The sequence below is a fragment of the Streptomyces sp. NPDC017943 genome (assembly GCF_044328425.1).
GTDB lineage: Bacteria > Actinomycetota > Actinomycetes > Streptomycetales > Streptomycetaceae > Streptomyces > Streptomyces djakartensis_A.
In genome coordinates this window covers 118,508-136,690 of record NZ_JBIRHH010000007.1, presented here as the reverse complement: position 1 = coordinate 136,690, position 18,183 = coordinate 118,508, and the positions used below count along the sequence as shown (strand labels likewise).

General features: G+C 72.8%; 19 protein-coding genes and 1 tRNA gene. 10 read left to right on the top strand and 10 right to left on the bottom strand.

Annotated elements, in window-relative coordinates:
• Positions 1-89: 89 nt before the first annotated feature.
• Positions 90-1,415 (bottom strand): M20/M25/M40 family metallo-hydrolase, encoded by a 1,326-nt coding sequence (locus tag ACH4C6_RS23465; RefSeq protein WP_398110554.1) that lies wholly within the window; start codon positions 1,413-1,415, stop codon positions 90-92.
• A 197-nt stretch (positions 1,416-1,612) separates the two neighbouring features.
• Between ACH4C6_RS23465 and ACH4C6_RS23460 the strand changes: the two genes are divergently transcribed.
• Both ACH4C6_RS23460 and ACH4C6_RS23455 read left to right on the top strand, forming a co-directional pair.
• A tRNA-Leu gene (locus tag ACH4C6_RS23460) sits at positions 1,613-1,697 on the top strand.
• 63 nt (positions 1,698-1,760) lie between these two features.
• The gene (locus ACH4C6_RS23455; RefSeq protein WP_398110553.1) at positions 1,761-2,135 is read left to right on the top strand and encodes a YchJ family protein; all 375 of its coding nucleotides are present in this window, start codon (positions 1,761-1,763) and stop codon (positions 2,133-2,135) included.
• A gap of 6 nt (positions 2,136-2,141) precedes the next feature.
• Here the strand turns inward: ACH4C6_RS23455 and ACH4C6_RS23450 are convergent, their stop codons facing one another.
• Positions 2,142-2,843 (bottom strand): FadR/GntR family transcriptional regulator, encoded by a 702-nt coding sequence (locus ACH4C6_RS23450; RefSeq protein WP_398110552.1) that lies wholly within the window; start codon positions 2,841-2,843, stop codon positions 2,142-2,144.
• Between the two features lie 137 nt (positions 2,844-2,980).
• On the opposite strand from ACH4C6_RS23450, the gene ACH4C6_RS23445 reads away from it, so the two are divergent.
• Positions 2,981-3,499 (top strand): gluconokinase, encoded by a 519-nt coding sequence (locus tag ACH4C6_RS23445; protein ID WP_398110551.1) that lies wholly within the window; start codon positions 2,981-2,983, stop codon positions 3,497-3,499.
• A 53-nt stretch (positions 3,500-3,552) separates the two neighbouring features.
• Positions 3,553-4,950 carry a GntP family permease gene (locus ACH4C6_RS23440; protein ID WP_398110550.1) on the top strand — a complete coding sequence of 466 codons (1,398 nt, stop codon included), beginning with the start codon at positions 3,553-3,555 and terminating at the stop codon, positions 4,948-4,950.
• Between the two features lie 103 nt (positions 4,951-5,053).
• On the opposite strand, the gene ACH4C6_RS23435 is transcribed toward ACH4C6_RS23440, so the two are convergent.
• The 4 genes from ACH4C6_RS23435 to ACH4C6_RS23420 form a co-directional block, all read right to left on the bottom strand.
• The gene (locus ACH4C6_RS23435) at positions 5,054-5,677 is read right to left on the bottom strand and encodes a cytochrome b/b6 domain-containing protein (RefSeq protein ID WP_398110549.1); all 624 of its coding nucleotides are present in this window, start codon (positions 5,675-5,677) and stop codon (positions 5,054-5,056) included.
• Positions 5,661-6,407: a molybdopterin-dependent oxidoreductase gene (locus tag ACH4C6_RS23430; RefSeq protein WP_398110548.1), complete on the bottom strand. Its 747-nt coding sequence runs from the start codon at positions 6,405-6,407 to the stop codon at positions 5,661-5,663. Before ACH4C6_RS23430 ends, ACH4C6_RS23435 begins: the two co-directional genes overlap by 17 nt.
• Before the next feature lie 87 nt (positions 6,408-6,494).
• Positions 6,495-8,030 carry an APC family permease gene (locus ACH4C6_RS23425; protein WP_398110547.1) on the bottom strand — a complete coding sequence of 512 codons (1,536 nt, stop codon included), beginning with the start codon at positions 8,028-8,030 and terminating at the stop codon, positions 6,495-6,497.
• A 36-nt stretch (positions 8,031-8,066) separates the two neighbouring features.
• Positions 8,067-9,017: a tetratricopeptide repeat protein gene (locus tag ACH4C6_RS23420; RefSeq protein WP_398110792.1), complete on the bottom strand. Its 951-nt coding sequence runs from the start codon at positions 9,015-9,017 to the stop codon at positions 8,067-8,069.
• A gap of 363 nt (positions 9,018-9,380) precedes the next feature.
• On the opposite strand from ACH4C6_RS23420, the gene ACH4C6_RS23415 reads away from it, so the two are divergent.
• Genes ACH4C6_RS23415 through ACH4C6_RS23400 form a run of 4 tightly spaced genes read left to right on the top strand, consistent with a single transcriptional unit; the run spans position 9,381 to position 11,639 of the window.
• On the top strand, positions 9,381-10,289 hold the full coding sequence (locus ACH4C6_RS23415; protein ID WP_398110546.1) for a DMT family transporter: 909 nt from the start codon (positions 9,381-9,383) through the stop codon (positions 10,287-10,289).
• Positions 10,290-10,331: 42 nt separating this feature from the next.
• Positions 10,332-10,904, top strand: a complete 573-nt coding sequence (locus ACH4C6_RS23410) for an NUDIX domain-containing protein (protein WP_398110545.1) — start codon at positions 10,332-10,334, stop codon at positions 10,902-10,904.
• A 10-nt stretch (positions 10,905-10,914) separates the two neighbouring features.
• On the top strand, positions 10,915-11,307 hold the full coding sequence (locus ACH4C6_RS23405; RefSeq protein ID WP_398110544.1) for a YidH family protein: 393 nt from the start codon (positions 10,915-10,917) through the stop codon (positions 11,305-11,307).
• Positions 11,304-11,639, top strand: coding sequence for a DUF202 domain-containing protein (locus ACH4C6_RS23400; RefSeq protein WP_398110543.1), 336 nt, complete (start codon positions 11,304-11,306; stop codon positions 11,637-11,639). The genes ACH4C6_RS23405 and ACH4C6_RS23400 overlap by 4 nt, the downstream gene beginning before the upstream one ends.
• A 10-nt stretch (positions 11,640-11,649) precedes the next feature.
• Here the strand turns inward: ACH4C6_RS23400 and ACH4C6_RS23395 are convergent, their stop codons facing one another.
• Positions 11,650-12,594, bottom strand: a complete 945-nt coding sequence (locus ACH4C6_RS23395) for an NADP-dependent oxidoreductase (protein WP_398110542.1) — start codon at positions 12,592-12,594, stop codon at positions 11,650-11,652.
• 199 nt (positions 12,595-12,793) lie between these two features.
• Here ACH4C6_RS23395 and ACH4C6_RS23390 point away from each other — a divergent pair, with 199 nt between their 5' ends.
• Positions 12,794-13,828 carry a phosphotransferase family protein gene (locus tag ACH4C6_RS23390; RefSeq protein ID WP_398110541.1) on the top strand — a complete coding sequence of 345 codons (1,035 nt, stop codon included), beginning with the start codon at positions 12,794-12,796 and terminating at the stop codon, positions 13,826-13,828.
• Between the two features lie 5 nt (positions 13,829-13,833).
• Positions 13,834-15,048 (top strand): acyl-CoA dehydrogenase family protein, encoded by a 1,215-nt coding sequence (locus ACH4C6_RS23385; RefSeq protein WP_398110540.1) that lies wholly within the window; start codon positions 13,834-13,836, stop codon positions 15,046-15,048.
• Between the two features lie 63 nt (positions 15,049-15,111).
• Here the strand turns inward: ACH4C6_RS23385 and ACH4C6_RS23380 are convergent, their stop codons facing one another.
• From ACH4C6_RS23380 to ACH4C6_RS23370, 3 genes are read right to left on the bottom strand one after another with little or no spacing between them, the layout of a single operon-like run.
• The gene (locus ACH4C6_RS23380) at positions 15,112-15,705 is read right to left on the bottom strand and encodes a TetR/AcrR family transcriptional regulator (protein WP_398110539.1); all 594 of its coding nucleotides are present in this window, start codon (positions 15,703-15,705) and stop codon (positions 15,112-15,114) included.
• A 28-nt stretch (positions 15,706-15,733) separates the two neighbouring features.
• Positions 15,734-17,398, bottom strand: coding sequence for a class I adenylate-forming enzyme family protein (locus ACH4C6_RS23375; RefSeq protein WP_398110538.1), 1,665 nt, complete (start codon positions 17,396-17,398; stop codon positions 15,734-15,736).
• Positions 17,395-18,165 carry an SDR family oxidoreductase gene (locus ACH4C6_RS23370; RefSeq protein ID WP_398110537.1) on the bottom strand — a complete coding sequence of 257 codons (771 nt, stop codon included), beginning with the start codon at positions 18,163-18,165 and terminating at the stop codon, positions 17,395-17,397. The genes ACH4C6_RS23375 and ACH4C6_RS23370 overlap by 4 nt, the downstream gene beginning before the upstream one ends.
• Positions 18,166-18,183: the final 18 nt, after the last annotated feature.

Genomic DNA, 18,183 nt, shown 5'->3' with positions numbered 1-18,183 from the left:
GAGTAATGAGGCTACGAGCTGATCGTCGCATTCACTCTTCCCAGTCGATCTCGCACGCCCGACCGATTAGCAGGTTTTCGGCAGTGTTTTCAGGACGCGTCGATGAAGCGGTCGAGGACCCGCACGCCGAACTTCAGGCCGTCGACCGGCACCCGCTCGTCCACGCCGTGGAACATGCCCGCGAAGTCCAGCTCCGGCGGCAGCTTCAGCGGGGCGAAGCCGAAGCCCCGGATGCCCAGGTCGTCGAAGGACTTGGCGTCGGTGCCGCCGGAGAGCATGTAGGGGATGGCCTTGGCGGTCGGGTCCTCGGCCAGCAGCGAGGACTGCATGGCCTCCACCAGCGCCCCGTCGAACGTGGTCTCGACGGCCTTGTCGGCGTGCACGTCCTCACGGCGCACCCTCGGTCCGAGGATCCGGTCGAGGTCGGCGAGGAACTCGTCCTCGTAGCCGGGCAGGAAGCGCCCGTCCACATGGGCGGTGGCCTCGCCCGGGATGACGTTGACCTTGTAGCCGGCCCCGAGCTGCGTGGGGTTGGCCGTGTTGCTCAGGGTGGCGCCGATCAGCTTGGCGATGCCGCCGAGCCGGGCGAGGGTCGACTCCATGTCCTCGGGGTCGAGTTCGGTGCCGAGCGCGTCGCCGAGTTCGTCGAGGAAGGCGCGGGTGGTCTTGGTGACCCGTACCGGGAAGGTGTGCCGGCCGAGGCGGGCCACGGCCTCCGACAGCTCGGTGATCGCGTTGTCCCGGTGGATCATCGACCCGTGGCCCGCCGTGCCGGCCACGGTGAGCTTCATCCAGTGCATGCCCTTCTCGGCCGTCTGGATCAGGTACAGCCGCCGCTCCTCGCTCACCGTGAAGGAGAAGCCGCCGACCTCGCTGATCGCCTCGGTGACGCCGTCGAAGAGGTCCCGGTGGTGGTCGACGAGGTAGCGGGCCCCGTAGATGCCGCCGGCCTCCTCGTCCGCGAGGAACGCGAGGACGATGTCGCGCGGCGGCCTGCGCCCGCTGCGCAGCCGGTCGCGGACGACCGCGAGGGTCATCGCGTCCATGTCCTTCATGTCGACCGCCCCGCGGCCCCACACGCAGCCGTCGGCGACCTCGCCGGAGAAGGGGTGGTGGGTCCAGTCGTCCGCGTTGGCCGGGACGACGTCGGTGTGGCCGTGGATGAGCAGCGCGGGCCGGGACGGGTCCTCGCCCTCGATGCGGGCCACGGTGGAGGCGCGGCCCGGGTGGGACTCGAAGATCCGCGGTTCGAGCCCGACCTCGGCGAGCTTCTCGGCGACGTACTCGGCTGCCTTGCGCTCGCCCGGACCCGAGTGGTCGCCGTAGTTGCTGGTGTCGATCTGGATCAGCTCGCGGCAGAGGTCCACGACCTCGTCCTCGCCGGTGACGTTCCTGGCCGTGTCCGTCTCGCTCACGTGCTTCCTCCCGGTGTCACTGCTGGTGGGTCCCCTTCATCCTCTCTCTGTCGGGCCCGGTCCCCAAGAGCCCTCCCGGCCCGTCACACGTCGTTCACGCGGTCCCGGGGTGCGGCCGGGGGGTGATCGGGCCACCCCGGAAAGCCTGGTAATGTTTACGTCGTCGCCGCGGGGAGAACCCACGCGACAGACACCTTGTCCGGGTGGCGGAATGGCAGACGCGCTAGCTTGAGGTGCTAGTGCCCTTTATCGGGCGTGGGGGTTCAAGTCCCCCCTCGGACACTTGGAACCGAAGGCCGCGACCGCGAGGTCGCGGCCTTCGGTCGTTCCTGCGAGAGAGGTGCCATGACCAGGCGTTCCTGCCCCTGCGGACTCCCCCAGGACTACGCGGCCTGCTGCGGCCGGTTCCACTCCGGGGCCGCGGCCGCGCCGACCGCCGAGGCGTTGATGCGGTCGCGGTACTGCGCCTTCGTGCAGGGCGACGCGGGGTACCTGCTGCGGACCTGGCACCCGCGGACGCGGCCGGGCCGGCTGGAGCTCGATCCGGGGATGCGGTGGACCGGGCTGGAGATCCTGGGCACGACCGACGGGTCGGCGTTCCACTCGGCCGGGACCGTGGAGTTCCGGGCGTCCTACCGGGGCGGTTCGCTGCACGAGCGGAGCCGGTTCGAGCGGGTCGACGGGGCCTGGGTGTACGTCGACGGGGAGTTCCCCTCGTAGCGGGTGCTACGGCGCCAGGATGTCCAGTTCCTGGAGGGCGCCGACGGTGATCTCGCGGGTCAGCTCCTCGGCGCGGGCGGCGTCACGCGCGCGGACCGCCTCGGCGACCCGGACGTGCAGGGTGACGGCGGCCGGGTCGGGGTCCTCGAACATCACGTCGTGGTGGGTGCGGCCGGCCAGCACCTCGGCGACGACGTCGCCGAGGCGGGCGAACATCTCGTTGCCCGAGGCCTCCAGGATGACGCGGTGGAAGGCGACGTCGTGCAGGAGGTACCCCTCCAGCTTGTGACCGCGTGAGTGGGCGACCATGCCGAGGGCGCGGTCGGTGAGTTCCGCGCACTGCTCGGGCGTGGCGTGCCGGGCGGCGAGGCCCGCCGCGACCGGTTCGATCGCCGAGCGCAGCACCGTGAGCGAGCGCAGCTGCCGCGCGCGGTCGGCGCCGGCCAGGCGCCAGCGGATCACCTGCGGGTCGTAGACGTTCCACTCGCACTCGGCGCGGACGGTGACGCCGACGCGGCGGCGGGACTCCACCAGGTGCATGGACTCCAGGACGCGGACCGCCTCGCGCATCACGGAGCGCGACACGTCGAAACGCTGGGCGAGCTCGTCGGTGCGCAGAACGCTGCCCGGCGGGTACTCGCCCCCCGTGATCTCGGGGCCCAGGGTGTCCAGTACACGGCCGTGCAGCCCCCGGCCCGGTGTGGTCATGCACTCAGCGTACGGGGTGGATCACGGAGCCAAAAAGTCAGACTTATTCGTCACGACCTCTTGAATTAGTCCTACCTTATGGGTTTCAGTTGCGTCGACATCACGTGTCGACGAAGACAGCAGACAGTGAGGCAGCGATGAACACCCCCCACGTCGTCGTGGTCATGGGCGTCGCCGGTACCGGCAAGACGACCATCGGTCCCCTGCTCGCGGCCCGGCTCGGCGTCCCGTACGCCGAGGGCGACGACTTCCACCCGCCGGCCAACATCGAGAAGATGTCGGCCGGTACGCCGCTCACCGACGAGGACCGCGGGCCCTGGCTGGACGCCATCGGCGGCTGGGCGCAGGGGCGGGCCGGGCTCGGCGGGGTGGTCAGCTGCTCGGCGCTGAAGCGGTCGTACCGCGACCGGCTGCGGGCCACCGCACCCGGCGTCGTCTTCCTGCACCTCACGGGCGACCGCGCGCTGATCGAGGACCGGATGTCGCACCGGAAGGGGCACTTCATGCCCACGGCGCTCCTGGACTCCCAGTTCGGCACGCTCCAGCCCCTGGAGGCGGACGAGGCGGGCGCCGGGGTGGACGTCTCGGGCACCCCGGAGGAGATCACCGAGCGAGCGGCCGCCGCCCTCGACTCGCTCCCCGCGCCCCTCCAGTAGCCCCTCCCGGCTCCCCTCTCCCCGACTCCCCAACGCAAAGGGAACTCCCCACCGTGACCAGACTCAGCGTCGAGATGCTGGCAGCGGACGCACCCGAGCCGATCACCTCGGCCGGCCACGCTCAGCTGGGCATCGCCGTCCTGGCGGGCATCGCCGTCATCGTCCTGCTCATCACCAAGGTCAAGCTGCACGCCTTCCTGGCGCTGACCATCGGGTCGCTGGCGCTCGGCGCGATCGCCGGGGCGCCCCTGGACAAGGTCCTCACCAGCTTCAGTGCCGGTCTCGGCTCGACGGTCGCCGGTGTCGGCGTGCTGATCGCCCTCGGCGCGATCCTCGGCAAGATGCTCGCCGACTCCGGCGGCGCCGACCAGATCGTCGACACCATCCTGGCCAAGGCCGGGGGGCGGTCGATGCCGTGGGCGATGGTGCTGATCGCCTCGGTGATCGGGCTGCCGCTGTTCTTCGAGGTCGGCATCGTGCTGCTGATCCCGGTGGTGCTGATGGTGGCCAAGCGGGGCAACTACTCGCTGATGCGCATCGGCATCCCGGCGCTCGCGGGCCTGTCCGTGATGCACGGTCTGGTGCCGCCGCACCCCGGCCCGCTGGTCGCGATCGACGCCGTCGGGGCCGACCTCGGGGTGACCCTGGCGCTCGGTGTCCTCGTGGCGATCCCGACGGTGATCATCGCCGGTCCGGTGTTCTCCAAGTACGCGGCCCGCTGGGTCGACGTGCCGGCGCCGGACAAGATGATCCCGCAGCGCGCCTCCGAGGAGCTCGAGCGACGCCCCGGCTTCGGAGCCACCCTCTTCACGGTGCTGCTGCCGGTGCTGCTGATGCTCGCCAAGGCGCTCGTCGACATCGTGGTGGACGATCCCGAGCAGCCGGTGCAGCGCGTCTTCGACGTCGTCGGCGCGCCGATGATCGCCCTGCTCGCCTCGGTGCTGGTCGGCATCTTCACGCTGCTGCGGCCCGCCGGGTTCTCCAAGGAGCGGATCTCCCCGCTGGTGGAGAAGAGCCTCATGCCGATCGCGGGCATCCTGCTGATCGTCGGCGCGGGCGGCGGCTTCAAGCAGACGCTGATCGACACGGGCGTGGGGCAGATGGTCCTCGACATCTCCGAGTCCTGGTCCATCCCGGCGCTGCTGCTGGCCTGGCTGATCGCGGTGGTGATCCGGCTGGCGACCGGGTCGGCGACGGTGGCCACGGTCTCCGCGGCCGGTCTGGTCGCCCCGCTCGCGGCCGACATGTCGACCACGCACACCGCTCTGCTGGTCCTGGCCATCGGTGCCGGTTCGCTGTTCTTCAGCCATGTCAACGACGCCGGGTTCTGGATGGTGAAGGAGTACTTCGGGCTGAGCGTCGGGCAGACCGTCAAGACCTGGTCCGTGATGGAGACGATCATCTCGGTGGTCGCCGGGGGCCTGGTCCTGCTGCTGTCCCTGGTGATCTAGCGGCCCTGCGGCGAGGACGGCTCACCCCCTTGCCCGGCATCGACGGCGGCTCTCCGGCCGCCGGGGCCGGGAGGGGGTGGGCCGTTCCGCGTCTCCGCGTGGCCTACGGGCGCCAGAGCGGGTGCTCGCGGTCCGCCCAGTCGCGGCTCACCCTGCCGGTGCGCAGGCCGCGGCGGGCTTCCGGGTCGGCCAGGGCCATGCCGATGTGGCCGGCCAGGACGATACCGATCGTCAGGGCCAGCCAGTCGTGGACGAAGGTGGCGCTGGTGCGCCACAGCAGCGGGGTGAGGTGCGTGAACCACATCATCAGGCCGGTGCCGAGCATGACGAGGGTGGCCCCGGCGATCCAGGACGCGTAGATCTTCTGCCCGGCGTTGAACTTGCCCGCGGGCCGGGACTCCGGGCGTCCGTCGCGGTGCAGCACCGCGCGCAGCCAGGCGCGGTCGTGCGGGCCGAAGCGGTTGAGGCGGCCGAGGTCGGCGCGGAAGACGCGGGAGGCGAGACCGGCCAGCACGGGCACGGGCAGGGCCAGGCCCGCCCACTGGTGCAGTGTGACGACCAGGGCGCGGCGGCCGACCAGTTCGGCGAGCTGGGGGACGTAGAGGCAGGCCGCCGTCACCACGCAGACGCCCATCAGCGCGGCCGTGGTGCGGTGGATCCAGCGCTGCACCGGGGTGAAGCGGCGCACGTCGGTCGTGGCGGGGGCCGGATCAGCTCGTGGGTTCATCGTCGCGTCCGTTCGAGCGGCCCACCCAGGCGTCGACGTCGTAGCCGCGCTCCTCCCAGTAGCCGGGCCGGACCTCGTCGGTGACGGTGATGCCGGAGAGCCACTTGGCGGACTTGTAGAAGTACATGGGCGCCACGTAGAGGCGGACCGGGCCGCCGTGGGAGTGGCCGAGGTCCTCGTCCTGCATGCGCAGGGCGACCAGGACGTCCGCGCGGCGGGCCTGGTCGAGGGTGAGGCTCTCGGTGTACGTGCCGTCGAAGCAGGTGAAGCGGACGGCCCGGGCCGTGGGCCGGACGCCGGCCGCGTCGAGGAGGCGGGACAGGCGTACGCCCTCGAAGGGGGTGTCGGGGACGCGCCAGCCGGTGACGCACTGGACGTCGCGGACCATCCGGGTCTGCGGCAGGGCCCTGAGGTCGGCCAGGGTGTAGGACGCGGGGTGGTCGACCAGGCCGTCGACGGTGAGGCGGTAGGTGCGGGCGGTTCTGCGCGGGACCGAGGAGGCGACGGAGTAGTAGCGGAAGCCGCCGCCGTTGGGCAGCAGGCCGGTCAGGCCGGTGGGGTCCTGGTCCGCGGCCTGGCCCAGGAAGCCCTCCAGGGCGCGTTGCAGCGGGGGCGCGGCCACCACGCCGGCGGCGCCCAGGGCGAGGGTGCCGAGGAAGACGCGGCGGCCGATCGGGGCGCCGCGCTCGGGGGGTTCGTCGTCCACACCCTGAGGTACGTGCTCGTTCACCCCTTCATTCGAACACCCGCGGCCCGGACGGGACAGGGCTCGCGGGTGCGCGTCAGACTTCCGTAAGCGCCCGTCGTGCGGGCGGGGTCAGGAGGAGGCCGCCTTGTCCAGCTGGAAGGCCTCGTTGCCCAGCCCGATGCGGGCGTGCTTCTCGGGGGCGCGGGCGCGCAGCACCAGGCCGAGGACCAGTCCCGCGACCAGGGCGAGACCGATGATGCCGGGCAGCACCCAGCTCAGCGAGGAGTCCGGGCCGGCGCCGACCAGCACGTCGAAGTCCTTCACCGTGTAGCCCGCGATGACCAGCAGGGCGATGCCGGCGACCGCGGAGGTCACCAGCCGCCAGGACTGGGTGCCCGCGGCGCCGCGGCGGACGAAGAAGACCACGACCGACAGGGAGGCCGCGGCCATCAGCAGGATCACGCCGAGGGCGCCGATGTTGCCGCACCAGGTGAACAGCTGCAGGACGGGTGCGGTCGGGTCGCCGACCGGCTTGTCGTCAGTGACGGCGAAGGCCGCCACGACCACCGCGGCGACGGCGGTCTGGAGGAGCGAGCCGGTGCCGGGGGCGCCGCTGCTGCCGCTGGTGCGGCCGAAGGCGGCGGGCAGCAGGCCCTCGCGGCCCATGGCGAAGGCGTAGCGGGCGACGACGTTGTGGAAGCTGAGCAGGGCGGCGAACATGCCGGTGACGAAGAGGATGTGCAGGACGTCGGTGAAGGTGCCGCCGAGGCGTGACTCGGTGAGGAAGAACAGCAGGCCGGCGCTCTGCTCCCGGGCGGTGCCGACGACGGCCGAGGGGCCGGTGGCGACGGTGAGGGCCCAGCTGCTCAGGGCGAAGAACACCGCGACCCCGCCGACGGCCAGGAACATCACGCGCGGCACGAGGACGTGCGGGCGGCTGGTCTCCTCGGCGTAGACGGGGGCCTGCTCGAAACCGAGGAACGCGGCGATGCAGAAGCACAGGGCGGTGCCGACGCCGGCGCCGGTCAGCGTGTCCGGGTCGAAGGCGTGCAGCGACAGGCCCTCCTTGGCCGGGTCGGTGAGGGCGGCGACGTCGAAGACCACGACCAGGAGGACCTCGATGACGAGCAGCACGCCGAGCACGCGCGCGTTGACGTCGATCTTCAGCCAGCCGAGCAGGCCGACCGCGAGCACGGCCAGGAGGGCCGGTATCCACCAGGCCACCTCCAGGTCGGCGTAGGTGGCGAGCAGCCCGGAGACCTCGAAGCCGAAGATGCCGTAGATGCCGACCTGGAGGGCGTTGTAGGCGACGAGCGCGACCAGGGCGGCGCCCGCGCCGGCGGTGCCGCCGAGGCCGCGGGAGATGTAGGCGTAGAAGGCGCCCGCGTTGTGGACGTGCCGGCTCATCTCGGCGTAGCCCACGCTGAACAGGATCAGGACGACGCCCAGGAGGACGAAGAGCAGCGGCTGGCCGACGATGCCCATGACCGCGTATGTGGTGGGCATGACACCCGCGACGACCATCAGCGGGGCGGTCGCGGCGAGGACGGAGAGCAGGAGGCCGCCGGTGCCGAGCCGGTCGGCGCGCAGGGCGCGCTCCTGCCCCTTGAACGTACTGATGCCGCCGGGGGCGGAGGTGTTCGTCCTCGAACTGTCCGTGGTCATCGGGAGGGCGTCCTCACTGTGGGATACGGGGGGGTGTCACGCCGTGCCGAGCGCACCGGCGCGGGCGGCGGCGAAGGCGGTGTGCGGATCGCGGTCGGGGTACGACCAGGGCGCCGGGGTGGCGTGCCGGCCGATGCGGTGGAACAGGGCGGCGGCCTCGGCGCCCCGGCCCTCGCAGTACTTGGCGTGGGCGAGGAAGTTCAGGTCGACGAGCCGGCGCGGATGGCCCTCCAGCTCCCATTCCAGCCACCAGTCGAAGGCGGCCTTCATCACCTGCCGGGCGCGGCGGCCGCTCCAGTGGCCCGAGGCGACGGGGTCGGCGGCTTCGTGTCCGGCGGCGGCCAGGGCGCGGTAGCGCTCGGCGTGCGCGATGACGGGCAGGATCGCCAGGGGGGAGTCGGCGGGCGCCTGTTCGGCGGCCCAGTTGGCGAAGTCGTAGACCTCGTGCAGCGGGTCCGGGCCCAGGTCCATGCGGCGTGCGGCCAGCCGGGCGACCATGAGGTGGTGCGCGTGGTGGTGGTCGGGGTAGCGGACGCGGACCTGCTCGAAGACGCGCACCGCGTCGTGGTCGGTGCCGACCGCGCACTCCAGCATGAGGACGCCGAGCCAGGGGGTGGGGTCGGCGGGGGCCAGGGCGGCGGCCTTCTCGCAGGCCTCGCGGGCCCGGGCGGGCTTGCCCTTGCCGTGCAGCACCCGACGGACCTGGGCGAGGGCCAGCAGGACGGAGGCGTCGGCGGACTCCGGCTCGGCGAGCAGCCATTCGCGGGCCCAGGCGGCGGTGTAGGACTCGCGCGCGAGGACCGTGATCCGGTGTCCGCGCCGGTCCCAGTCGTCGCCGGTGTGGACCAGCAGGGAACGGACGTTCTGCCAGCGGCCCTGCGCGAGCGCGGCACGCGCGGTCCCGAGCTCGGCGTCGTCGAGGGCCTCGTCGAAGGCCTGCGCCGCGCGCTTGCGGCCGCGGCCGAGGGGAGGCGGGGGTGGGGACACCGCGAACTTCCTCACGCGCTCTTCTTGTGTTCCGGCTCACGGCGGTCGGTCGGGCGCGTGGACGCGCACTGCCATGAATCGATCACGGAAAGCAAACCCTCCGCCAAGGGTTGTCGTCAAGGGCCGATGTTGCGTTACACGCGTCAACTGGTGTGATTCGTGAGGTTCTTGTGACACGAGAGAGCGGTGATGCTCCTGCGTCTGTGACCCGATTTTCCCGTTTCGCCCTTTTGTGGCGCAGGTCATAGCGCGCCCGGCGAGCGCCCCCCACGATGGCGGGACGTGTGGGTACGCGGGCGGAGCCGGCCGGTGCCGTCGGTCCCTACGCCATCGTGACCCGACTTGACGATCGAGGTACACCGCGTGTCGGTTCTGGTTCTGGCGCTCTCTCTCGGCGCCGCCTGCTGCCTGGGCTTCGGTTTCGTCCTCCAGCAGAACGCGGCCCAGCGGGCCCCGCTGGGCGACTTCCTCTCCTTCCGGCTGCTGCTCGACCTCGTGAAGGTGCCGCGCTGGCTCGGCGGGATCGCGCTGATGGTGGCCGGCATGGGCCTGGGCGCGGCGGCGCTGGGGCAGGGCCGGCTGTCGCTGGTGGAGCCGCTGCTCGCCACGAACCTGCTCTTCGCGCTGGCCCTGTCCCGCCGGCAGACCCGGCAGTCGCTGGGGCGCCAGGGCTGGTCGGGCCTGCTGCTGCTGGCGGGCGGCGTGACCGCGTTCATCGTGGCGGGCCGGCCCGAGGGCGGCACCGCGACGGCCGACCCGGTGCGGCAGTGGCTGATCATCGGGGTCATGATCGGGCTCGCCCTGCTGCTCACGGCCCGCGGCAGGCGCTCCCGGACGGGCTCCGGCCCGGTGCTGCTCGCGCTCGCGGCCGGGCTGCTGTACGGCGTCCAGGACGCGCTGACCCGGGTGAGCGGGCAGCGGTTCTCCGACGGCGGCTTCGCCGGGCTGATGACGGGCTGGCAGCCGTACGCGGTCGTCGCGCTCGGCGTCACGGGGCTGCTGCTGGTGCAGAGCGCCTTCGAGACGGCGCCCCTGCGCACCTCGCTGCCCGCGCTGACGGCGGCCCAGCCGCTCGCCGGGATCGTCTGCGGCGTCGGCTTCCTCGGCGACCGGCTGCGCACCGACGCGGCGGCGCTGGGCTGGGAGAGTGGCGGCCTGCTGGCGGTGGTCGCCGGGATCGTGCTGCTGGGACTGCATCCCGCGATGCCGGCCGGCGCGGCCGGCGCGCGGGCCCGGGTGGGCTCCGCCGCGGTCAGCCCGGCGTCCCCCTGACGCACCCCTCCCCCGAGCGCCCCCGGCTGCTTGGATGGGGGCATGAGCGCTGCTGACGAGATCCTCGACATCGTGGACGAGCACGACCGGGTCGTCGGACGATCCCCGCGCGGCGAGGTCTACGCCCGGGGGCTGCGGCACCGCTGCGTGTTCGTCCAGGCCCGGGACGCCGCCGGGCGGATCTTCGTGCACCGGCGTACCCCGCAGAAGCTGGTCTTCCCCTCCCTGTACGACATGTTCGTCGGCGGCGTGGTCGGCGCGGGCGAGTCCTACGACGCGGCGGCCCTGCGGGAGGCCGAGGAGGAACTGGGCGTGAGCGGCCTGCCGGCCCCCCGCCACCTGTTCACCTTCCTCTACGACGACGGGGCCGGCCGCACCTGGTGGTCGGCGGTGTACGAGGTGACCTGCGACCTGCCCGTCCACCCGCAGGCCGAGGAGGTCGCCTGGCACGCCTTCCTCACCGACACGGAGGTCGAGCACCGCCTCGCCGACTGGCCCTGGGTCCCGGACGGCCTGGCGGCGTACGCACGGCTGAAGGAGTTCCGCTCGCCGGGACGGCCGGGTCCGGCGAGCGGCGGTGCCTCCGGCGGCGCCGGGCGGGTGGGGCGCGGGTAGGGTCGCGCGTGTGATCGAGTTTGTGCGGAACGTCCGGTTCTGGTTCGTGCCCGCGGAGGTCCGGGAGGACGGGGAGACCCCCGACTACCGCTTCTCGCTGGCCAACGAGCGCACCTTCCTCGCCTGGCTGCGTACCGCGCTCGCGCTGATCGGCGGAGGGTTCGCCGTGGACCAGTTCCTGCCGGACCTGCGCTGGGGATGGCGCGTCGGGCTGGCGCTCGCGCTGCTCGCCTCGGGGGTGCTGTGCTCGCTGCGGGCCGTCAACCACTGGGTGCGCTGCGAGCGGGCCATGCGCCGGGGTGAGGACCTGCCCGTCTCGCGGTTCCCGGCCCTGCTGAGCCTCGTCGTCGCGGTCGTGGCCGTGGCGATGGTGGTCGTGGTGCTGGTGGGGTGGGAGGCGTGAGCGTCCCGGCGGGGCGCGGCGGGGGCCCCGGCCGGGATCCCGGGTTGCAGCCGGAGCGGACCCGGCTCGCGTGGCGGCGTACGACGCTGTCCGGCACGGTCGCCGCGGTGCTCGCCGTGAAGACCGTGCTGCACGGCGGCGCCTCGGCGTCCCAGATCGTCGCGGGCGCCCTGTGCTGCGGCCTGTGGCTGGGGTTCCTCGCCCTCGCCCACCGCAGGATCCGCGCCCTGGCGGCCGGTCCGGGCCGGGTGCCCTTCACGCCCCGGCACGCCGCTGCGGCGGCCCTGTGCACGGTGACCCTGGCGGTGTGCGGGGCCGCCCTGGTCCTCTAGGACCGCTCGCTCAGGCCTCCTCGCCCTCCCGGTCCACCGTCACCACGATCTTGCCGCGGGTGCGTCCCTCCTGGCTGCGCAGGTGCGCCTCCGCCGTCCGCTCCAGCGGGAACGTCTCGTCCACGTGCACGCCGACCACGCCCTGCTCCGCCAGTTCGGTCAGGTGCAGCAGGTCGGCGGCGTCGGGGCGGACGAAGTAGTAGCGGCCGCCGTAGGTCACGACGTCGTTGTCGGCGATCGACACCAGGCGGCCCTCGGGGGCCAGCAGGTTCGCCGACACCTTCAGCGCGTCGCCGCCGACGGTGTCGAACACCGCGTGCACCCCTTCCGGCGCCAGCCCGCGCACCCGCTCCGCCAGTCCCTCGCCGTACGTCACCGGCTCGCCGCCGAGGCCGCGGACGAAGTCGTGGTTGCGTTCGCTCGCCGTCCCGATCACGCGGGCGCCGAGGTGCGTGCCCAGCTGCACCGCCAGGGAGCCGACGCCGCCCGCCGCGGCGTGCACCAGCACCGTCTCGCCCCGCCTGACCTCCAGCACCCGGCGCAGCACCTGGTACGCGGTGAGCCCGGCCAGGGGCAGCCCGGCCGCCTCCTCCCAGGTCAGATTGCGGGGCTTGCGGGCCAGGGTGCGCACGGGCGCCGCCACGTACTCGGCGAAGGTGCCCCGGGAGAGGAAGTCCTCGCGCACGTACCCGATGACCTCGTCACCCACGTCGAACTCGGCGACCGCCGCCCCGGGGCGCACGACGACGCCCGAGACGTCCCAGCCGGGCACCACGGGGAAGACCGGGGCGAGGATGCCGTCGAGGTAGCCCTCGCGGGCCTTCCAGTCGACGGGGTTCACGGCCGCCGCCCGGACCTTCACCAGCACCGCGTCGGGACCCACCTTCGGGTCGCGCACCTCCCCGAACGCCAGGGCGTCGGGTCCGCCGTACCGCGCATAGCTGATCGCCTTCATGGGTCCGACCTTCCGGGCTCGCCGGGCCGCCCGCAACCCGGATCGCCTGAACGAACCGGTCCGGACCGCCCCGGACACCGCGCTCCGGGGGCGGGCGGCCTATCGTGGCTCCGATCACGTTTCCGCCCCCCTCTGGACGACATACCGACCGGTCGGCATCATGGGTCGGGAACTGTCCGCCTGCCCGTAGGAGCCACGTATGAGCCCCGATCACCCGCCCGGTCTCGATCTCGACCGGTTGCGCGCCCTGCTCGACCGCGAGCGGCCCGGCCTGGTGGACGGACCGCTGTCGGGCCGGCTCATCGAGGGCGGACGCTCGAACCTCACCTACGCCGTCTCCGACGGCACCTCCCGCTGGGTCGTCCGGCGGCCCCCGCTCGGCCACGTGCTGGCCACCGCGCACGACATGAGGCGCGAGCACCGGGTGATCAGCGCGCTGCACCCCACCGCCGTCCCGGTACCGCAGCCGGTGCTGCTGTGCGAGGACGAGGAGGTGCTCGGAGCCCCCTTCTACGTGATGGAGTTCGTCGAGGGCACGCCCTTCCGCACCGCCGACCAGCTCGCCCCCCTCGGCGCGGAGCGGACCCGGGGCGCGGTGCTGAACCTGGTGGACACGCTGGTCGAGCTGCACGCGGTCGACCCGCAGGCCGTGGGCCTCGGTGACTTCGGCCGTCCCGAGGGCTTCCTGGACCGGCAGCTGCGGCGCTGGGGCAAGCAGCTCGACGCCTCCCGCAACCGCGACCTGGCCGGCATCGACGAACTGCACGCCGCGCTCGGCCGCGAGCTGCCCGTCTCCCCCGCACCGGCCGTCGTCCACGGCGACTACCGCCTGGACAACGTGCTGATCGGCGAGGACGACGCGATCCGGGCGATCCTCGACTGGGAGATGTCCACGCTGGGCGACCCGCTCACCGACCTGGGTCTGCTGGTCATGTACAGCATGCCGCTGGACCTGCCCGACTCCCCCGTCTCCACGACCGCGACCGCCCCCGGGCACCCGGCCCCGTCCGAACTCATCGAGCGGTACGCCGCGCGCTCGGGGCGCGACGTCTCCGCCGTCTCCTGGTACACGGCCTTCGCCTGGTTCAAGCTCGCCGTGATCCTCGAGGGCATCCACTACCGCTACACGCTGGGCCAGACGGTCGGCCGCGGCTTCGACCGCATCGGCGACCTCGTCCCCGTCTTCGTCCGCCACGGACTGACGACGCTTCACGAAGGCCTTCAGGAGGGCTGATCCGCATGGACTTCGCTTTCGACGCGCGCACCGAGGAACTGCGCGGCAGGCTCCTCGCCTTCATGGACGAGCACGTCTACCCGGCCGAGGCCGTCGCGCACGAGCAGCGCGAACGGCTCGCCTCGCCGTGGGAGACGGTCCCGGTGGTGGAGGAGCTCAAGGCCGAGGCCCGCCGGCAGGGCCTGTGGAACCTGTTCCTGCCGGACTCGGAGTACGGCGCCGGGCTCACCAACCTGCAGTACGCGCCGCTTGCCGAGATCATGGGCCGCTCCCCGCAGCTGGCGCCGACCGTGACGAACTGCGCCGCGCCCGACACCGGGAACATGGAGGTGCTCACCCAGTTCGGCGACGAGCAGCAGCGCAAGCAGTGGCTGGAGCCGCTGCTCGCGGGGGAGATCCGCTCGGCGTTCGCGATGACCGAGCCGGACGTCGCCTCCTCGGACGCCACCAACATCACGACGCACATCCGGCGCGACGGCGACGAGTACGTCATCACCGGCCGCAAGTGGTACATCTCCGGGGCGATGCACCCCGACTGCAAGATCTTCATCGTCATGGGCAAGACGGACCCGGACGGGGCGGACATCCGCCGCCAGCAGTCCATGGTCCTGGTGCCGCGCGACACCCCGGGCGTGACGATCACGCGCGCGATGCAGGTGTTCGGGTACGAGGACCACTACCACGGCGGTCACGCCGAGGTGGTCTTCGACGAGGCGCGGGTGCCGGTGTCGAACCTGGTCGGCGAGGAGGGCGGTGGGTTCGCCATCGCGCAGGCCCGGCTCGGTCCCGGCCGCATCCACCACTGCATGCGGCTGATCGGCATGGCCGAGCGGGCGATCGAGCTGATGTGCCGGCGGGCCGTGTCCCGCAACGCCTTCGGCAAGGCGCTGGCCCAGCAGGGCGTGGTGCACAACTGGATCGCCGACGCCCGGGTGACGGTGGAGCAGCTGCGGCTGCTGGTGCTGAAGACGGCGTGGCTGATGGACACCGTGGGCAACCGTGGGGCGCACACCGAGATCCAGGCCATCAAGATCGCCACGCCGCGTGCGGTGGTGGGGATCCTCGACAAGGCGATCCAACTGCACGGCGCGGGCGGGGTGAGCCAGGACTTCCCGCTGGCGGAGCTGTACGCGGGGGCGCGGACGCTGATGATCGCGGACGGGCCGGACGAGGTGCACCAGCGGTCGCTGGCGCGGCGGGAGCTGAAGCGGTACCTGTGAGTGTCCGGCCCGTGGCCCGGTGGGGGTGTCCCACCGGGCCACGCGCCGGCCGGGCGTCACGGGCTACGGGCGCAGGGCCCGGACGAGGAGGTCGGCGAGGTGGTCGGCGACCTCCTGGGGGCTGAGCGGGCCGTCCGGGCGGTACCAGGTCGACAGGTGGTGCACCGAGCCGAAGTGGTAGTCCACGACCAGGTCCGCCGGGGTCGCCCGGGAGAAGACGCCCGCCTCCTGGCCCTCCTCGACGAGCGCGCGGAAGCGCTCGTGGTACCGGCGGCGCTCCGCCCGCACCTGCTTGTTCTTCTCGGGGCTCAGGTGGTGCATCGACCGCCAGAAGATCATCGCGTCGTCGAGGTTGTCGATGGTCGTCACGACGACGTCCGCCGCCGCGGCGCGCAGCCGCTTCTCGACCGGCTCGTCGGCGCCCGCCACGGCGTCCAGCCGCTCCTGCTGGATGCGCAGCACGCGCGCGTACACCTCGTGCAGCAGGTCGTCCTTGGAGCCGAAGTAGTGGTAGAGCGCGCCCTTGGTGACACCGGCCGCCTCGACGATCTCCTGCACCGAGGTGCGGTCGTAGCCCTGCTCCGCGAAGAGCCGGGTGGCGGCGGCCAGGAGCCGCTGAGGGACGGGAGTGCCGTCCGAGTCCGTGGTCCTGGGCACTGCCGCCACCTGCCTTTCCGTTCTGCTGTCAGTTGCCGTGCGTGCGGGAACGCAGTTCCCGACGGAGGATCTTCCCACTGGCCGTCTTCGGCAAGTCCGGCAGGATCTCCACCTGGCGCGGATATTTGTAGGCGGCCAGTCTCTCCTTGCAGTAGGCGGCGAGCGCGTCCGGGTCCGCCGCGGCGTCCGGGCGCAGGCTGATGTACGCCTTGACGGTCTCCCCGCGGTACCCGTCGGGGACGCCGACGACCGCCGCCTCCCGCACGGCGGGGTGGGTGTAGAGGACGTCCTCGACCTCGCGCGGCCACACCTTGAAGCCGGACGCGTTGATCATGTCCTTCTTGCGGTCCACGACGTACAGCCAGCCCTGCTCGTCCATGAAGCCGATGTCGCCGGTGCGCAGTTCGCCGCCGGGGAAGGTGTCGGCGGTGGCGTCGGGGCGGCGCCAGTAGCCGGGCACGACCTGGGGGCCGCCGACGACGATCTCGCCGTGTTCGCCGAAGGGGACCTCCTCGCCGTGGTCGTCGACGATCCTCACGACCGTGTCGGGGCCGGGCAGGCCCACGGCGAGGGTGCCGCAGACGGGGTCGACGGGTGCCTCGAGGCCCGGCGGCACGGAGGCGCAGGGGGCGGTGCACTCGGTCAGCCCGTAGCCGTTGCGGATGTACGGGCCGAAGCCGGCCCGGAACTTCTCCACCAGGGCGGGCGGCAGCGGGGCCCCGCCGGAGGAGATCACCCGGAAGGAGGAGAAGTGGTCGCGGGTGGCGGAGGGGTGGGCGGCCAGGGCCATGAAGGCCGTGGAGGGGCCGACGGCGTAGTGCGGGCGGTGCTCGGCGAACGCGTCGAGCACGACGCCCGCCTCGAAGCGGTAGGCCAGCACGAGCGTGCCCCCGCTGGTCAGGCACGCGCCCAGCTGGCAGACCATGCCGGTGATGTGGAACAGCGGCGCCAGCGCGAAGTAGACCGGCCGCTGCGGGAGCCCGAGGCCGGTCCGCTGCCGCTCGGCGTTGTACATGATGTTGCGGTGGGTGTTGGTGGCGCCCTTGGGGGTGCCGCTGGTGCCGGAGGTGTAGCTGATCAGCGCGATGCCGGAGGGCTCCGGATCGCGGTCGCCGGGCGCCTTGTGGCCGGCCCGCGCCACAGCCGCCAGGTCGTCGGCGTCCGGGGCCTGCGGCAGGCGCTCGAAGGTGAGCACGCGGGCGTCGCCGCGCGTCTGGAAGTCCCGTTCGCACGCCGTGAGCACGATCCGCACGGGCGAGTCCGCCGCCGTGTCGCGCAGGTACCCCTCCCAGGCGCGGTCGGAGCAGATCAGCGCGGCCACCTCGCCGTCCCGCAGGACGTGCCCGACCTCGCCCGACTTGTACATGGGGTTGACGGGCACGACGACCGCGCCCGCCTTCCAGGCGCCGAGCACGGCGAGCACGAAGAGCGGGGAGTTCTGCAGGAGCACCGCGACCCGGTCGCCGCGTTCGAGGCCGCGCGCCGCGAGGTGCCCGGCGACGGAGTCGCTGAGCTCGTCGGCGTCCCGGTAGGTCAGGCGGCCGTCGAAGTAGGCCAGGAAATCGCCGTCCGGCGTCTCGGCGACGGCCCGCCGCAGGGCGTGCACCAGGGAGTCGGCGGGGTCGATCGCCCCCTTCTGGGCCTCGCTGAGCAGGGCGAGCCAGGGCTTGGCGGCGTAGCGGGACGCGGTCACCGGGTCGCCTCCCACTGCTGCTGGATGCGGTTCATGCCGGACAGCCAGCGGTCGGGCTCACCGGCCCGGGCCTGGTAGTACCCGGCGACCTCGGGGTGCGGCAGGATCAGGAAGCGGTCCTCCTCGACGCCGCGCATCAGGGCGTCCGCCACCGCCTCCGGTTCGATCGCGGTCGGCTGGAGCACCAGGTCGCCGGCGCTGCCGGTGGCGGCCAGCATGTCGGTGCGCACCCCCTGCGGGCAGATGGCGTGCACCTTCACGCCCCGGTGCCGGTAGGTGAGCGCCAGCCACTCGGCGAAGGCGAGCGCCCCGTGCTTGGTGACGGCGTAGGGCGCGGCGCCGATCATGGTGAGCAGTCCGGCGGCGGACACGGTGGAGACGAACCGGCCGCTCCCGCGCTCCAGCCAGTCCGGCAGCAGGGCGTGGGCGGCGCGGACGTGGGCCATGACGTTCACGTCCCAGGAGGCGGCCCACGCCGTCTCGTCCAGCGGCCCGTCCGCCTGCCCGCCCCCGAAGGCGACACCGGCGTTGGCGCAGTAGACGTCCACGGTCCCGTCGAGGGCGTCCCGGGCGTCGGCGACGATCGCCGAGGCGTCGCCGGCCACGGCCGTCGCGCCGATCTCCTCCGCGACGCGCTTGGCCCGCTCGGCGTCCAGGTCGTTGACGACGACCCGGGCCCCCTCGGCGGCGAAGCGCCGGGCGAGCGCGGCTCCGATCCCGCCGCCGGCTCCCGTGACAACTACCCCGGCCCCTTGAAAGGCTCCCACTGTCGGTCTCCTCGATCG

Excerpts from the sequence above, each read along its gene's own strand:
- ACH4C6_RS23410 (WP_398110545.1), top strand. The coding sequence starts at position 10,332 with ATGAGCGCTGCTGACGAGATCCTCGACATCGTGGACGAGCACGACCGG.
- ACH4C6_RS23390 (WP_398110541.1), top strand. The coding sequence starts at position 12,794 with ATGAGCCCCGATCACCCGCCCGGTCTCGATCTCGACCGGTTGCGCGCC.
- ACH4C6_RS23435 (WP_398110549.1), bottom strand. The coding sequence starts at position 5,677 with ATGAACCCACGAGCTGATCCGGCCCCCGCCACGACCGACGTGCGCCGC.
- ACH4C6_RS23450 (WP_398110552.1), bottom strand. The coding sequence starts at position 2,843 with ATGACCACACCGGGCCGGGGGCTGCACGGCCGTGTACTGGACACCCTG.
- ACH4C6_RS23395 (WP_398110542.1), bottom strand. The coding sequence starts at position 12,594 with ATGAAGGCGATCAGCTATGCGCGGTACGGCGGACCCGACGCCCTGGCG.
- ACH4C6_RS23425 (WP_398110547.1), bottom strand. The coding sequence starts at position 8,030 with ATGACCACGGACAGTTCGAGGACGAACACCTCCGCCCCCGGCGGCATC.
- ACH4C6_RS23385 (WP_398110540.1), top strand. The coding sequence starts at position 13,834 with ATGGACTTCGCTTTCGACGCGCGCACCGAGGAACTGCGCGGCAGGCTC.
- ACH4C6_RS23455 (WP_398110553.1), top strand. The coding sequence starts at position 1,761 with ATGACCAGGCGTTCCTGCCCCTGCGGACTCCCCCAGGACTACGCGGCC.
- ACH4C6_RS23445 (WP_398110551.1), top strand. The coding sequence starts at position 2,981 with ATGAACACCCCCCACGTCGTCGTGGTCATGGGCGTCGCCGGTACCGGC.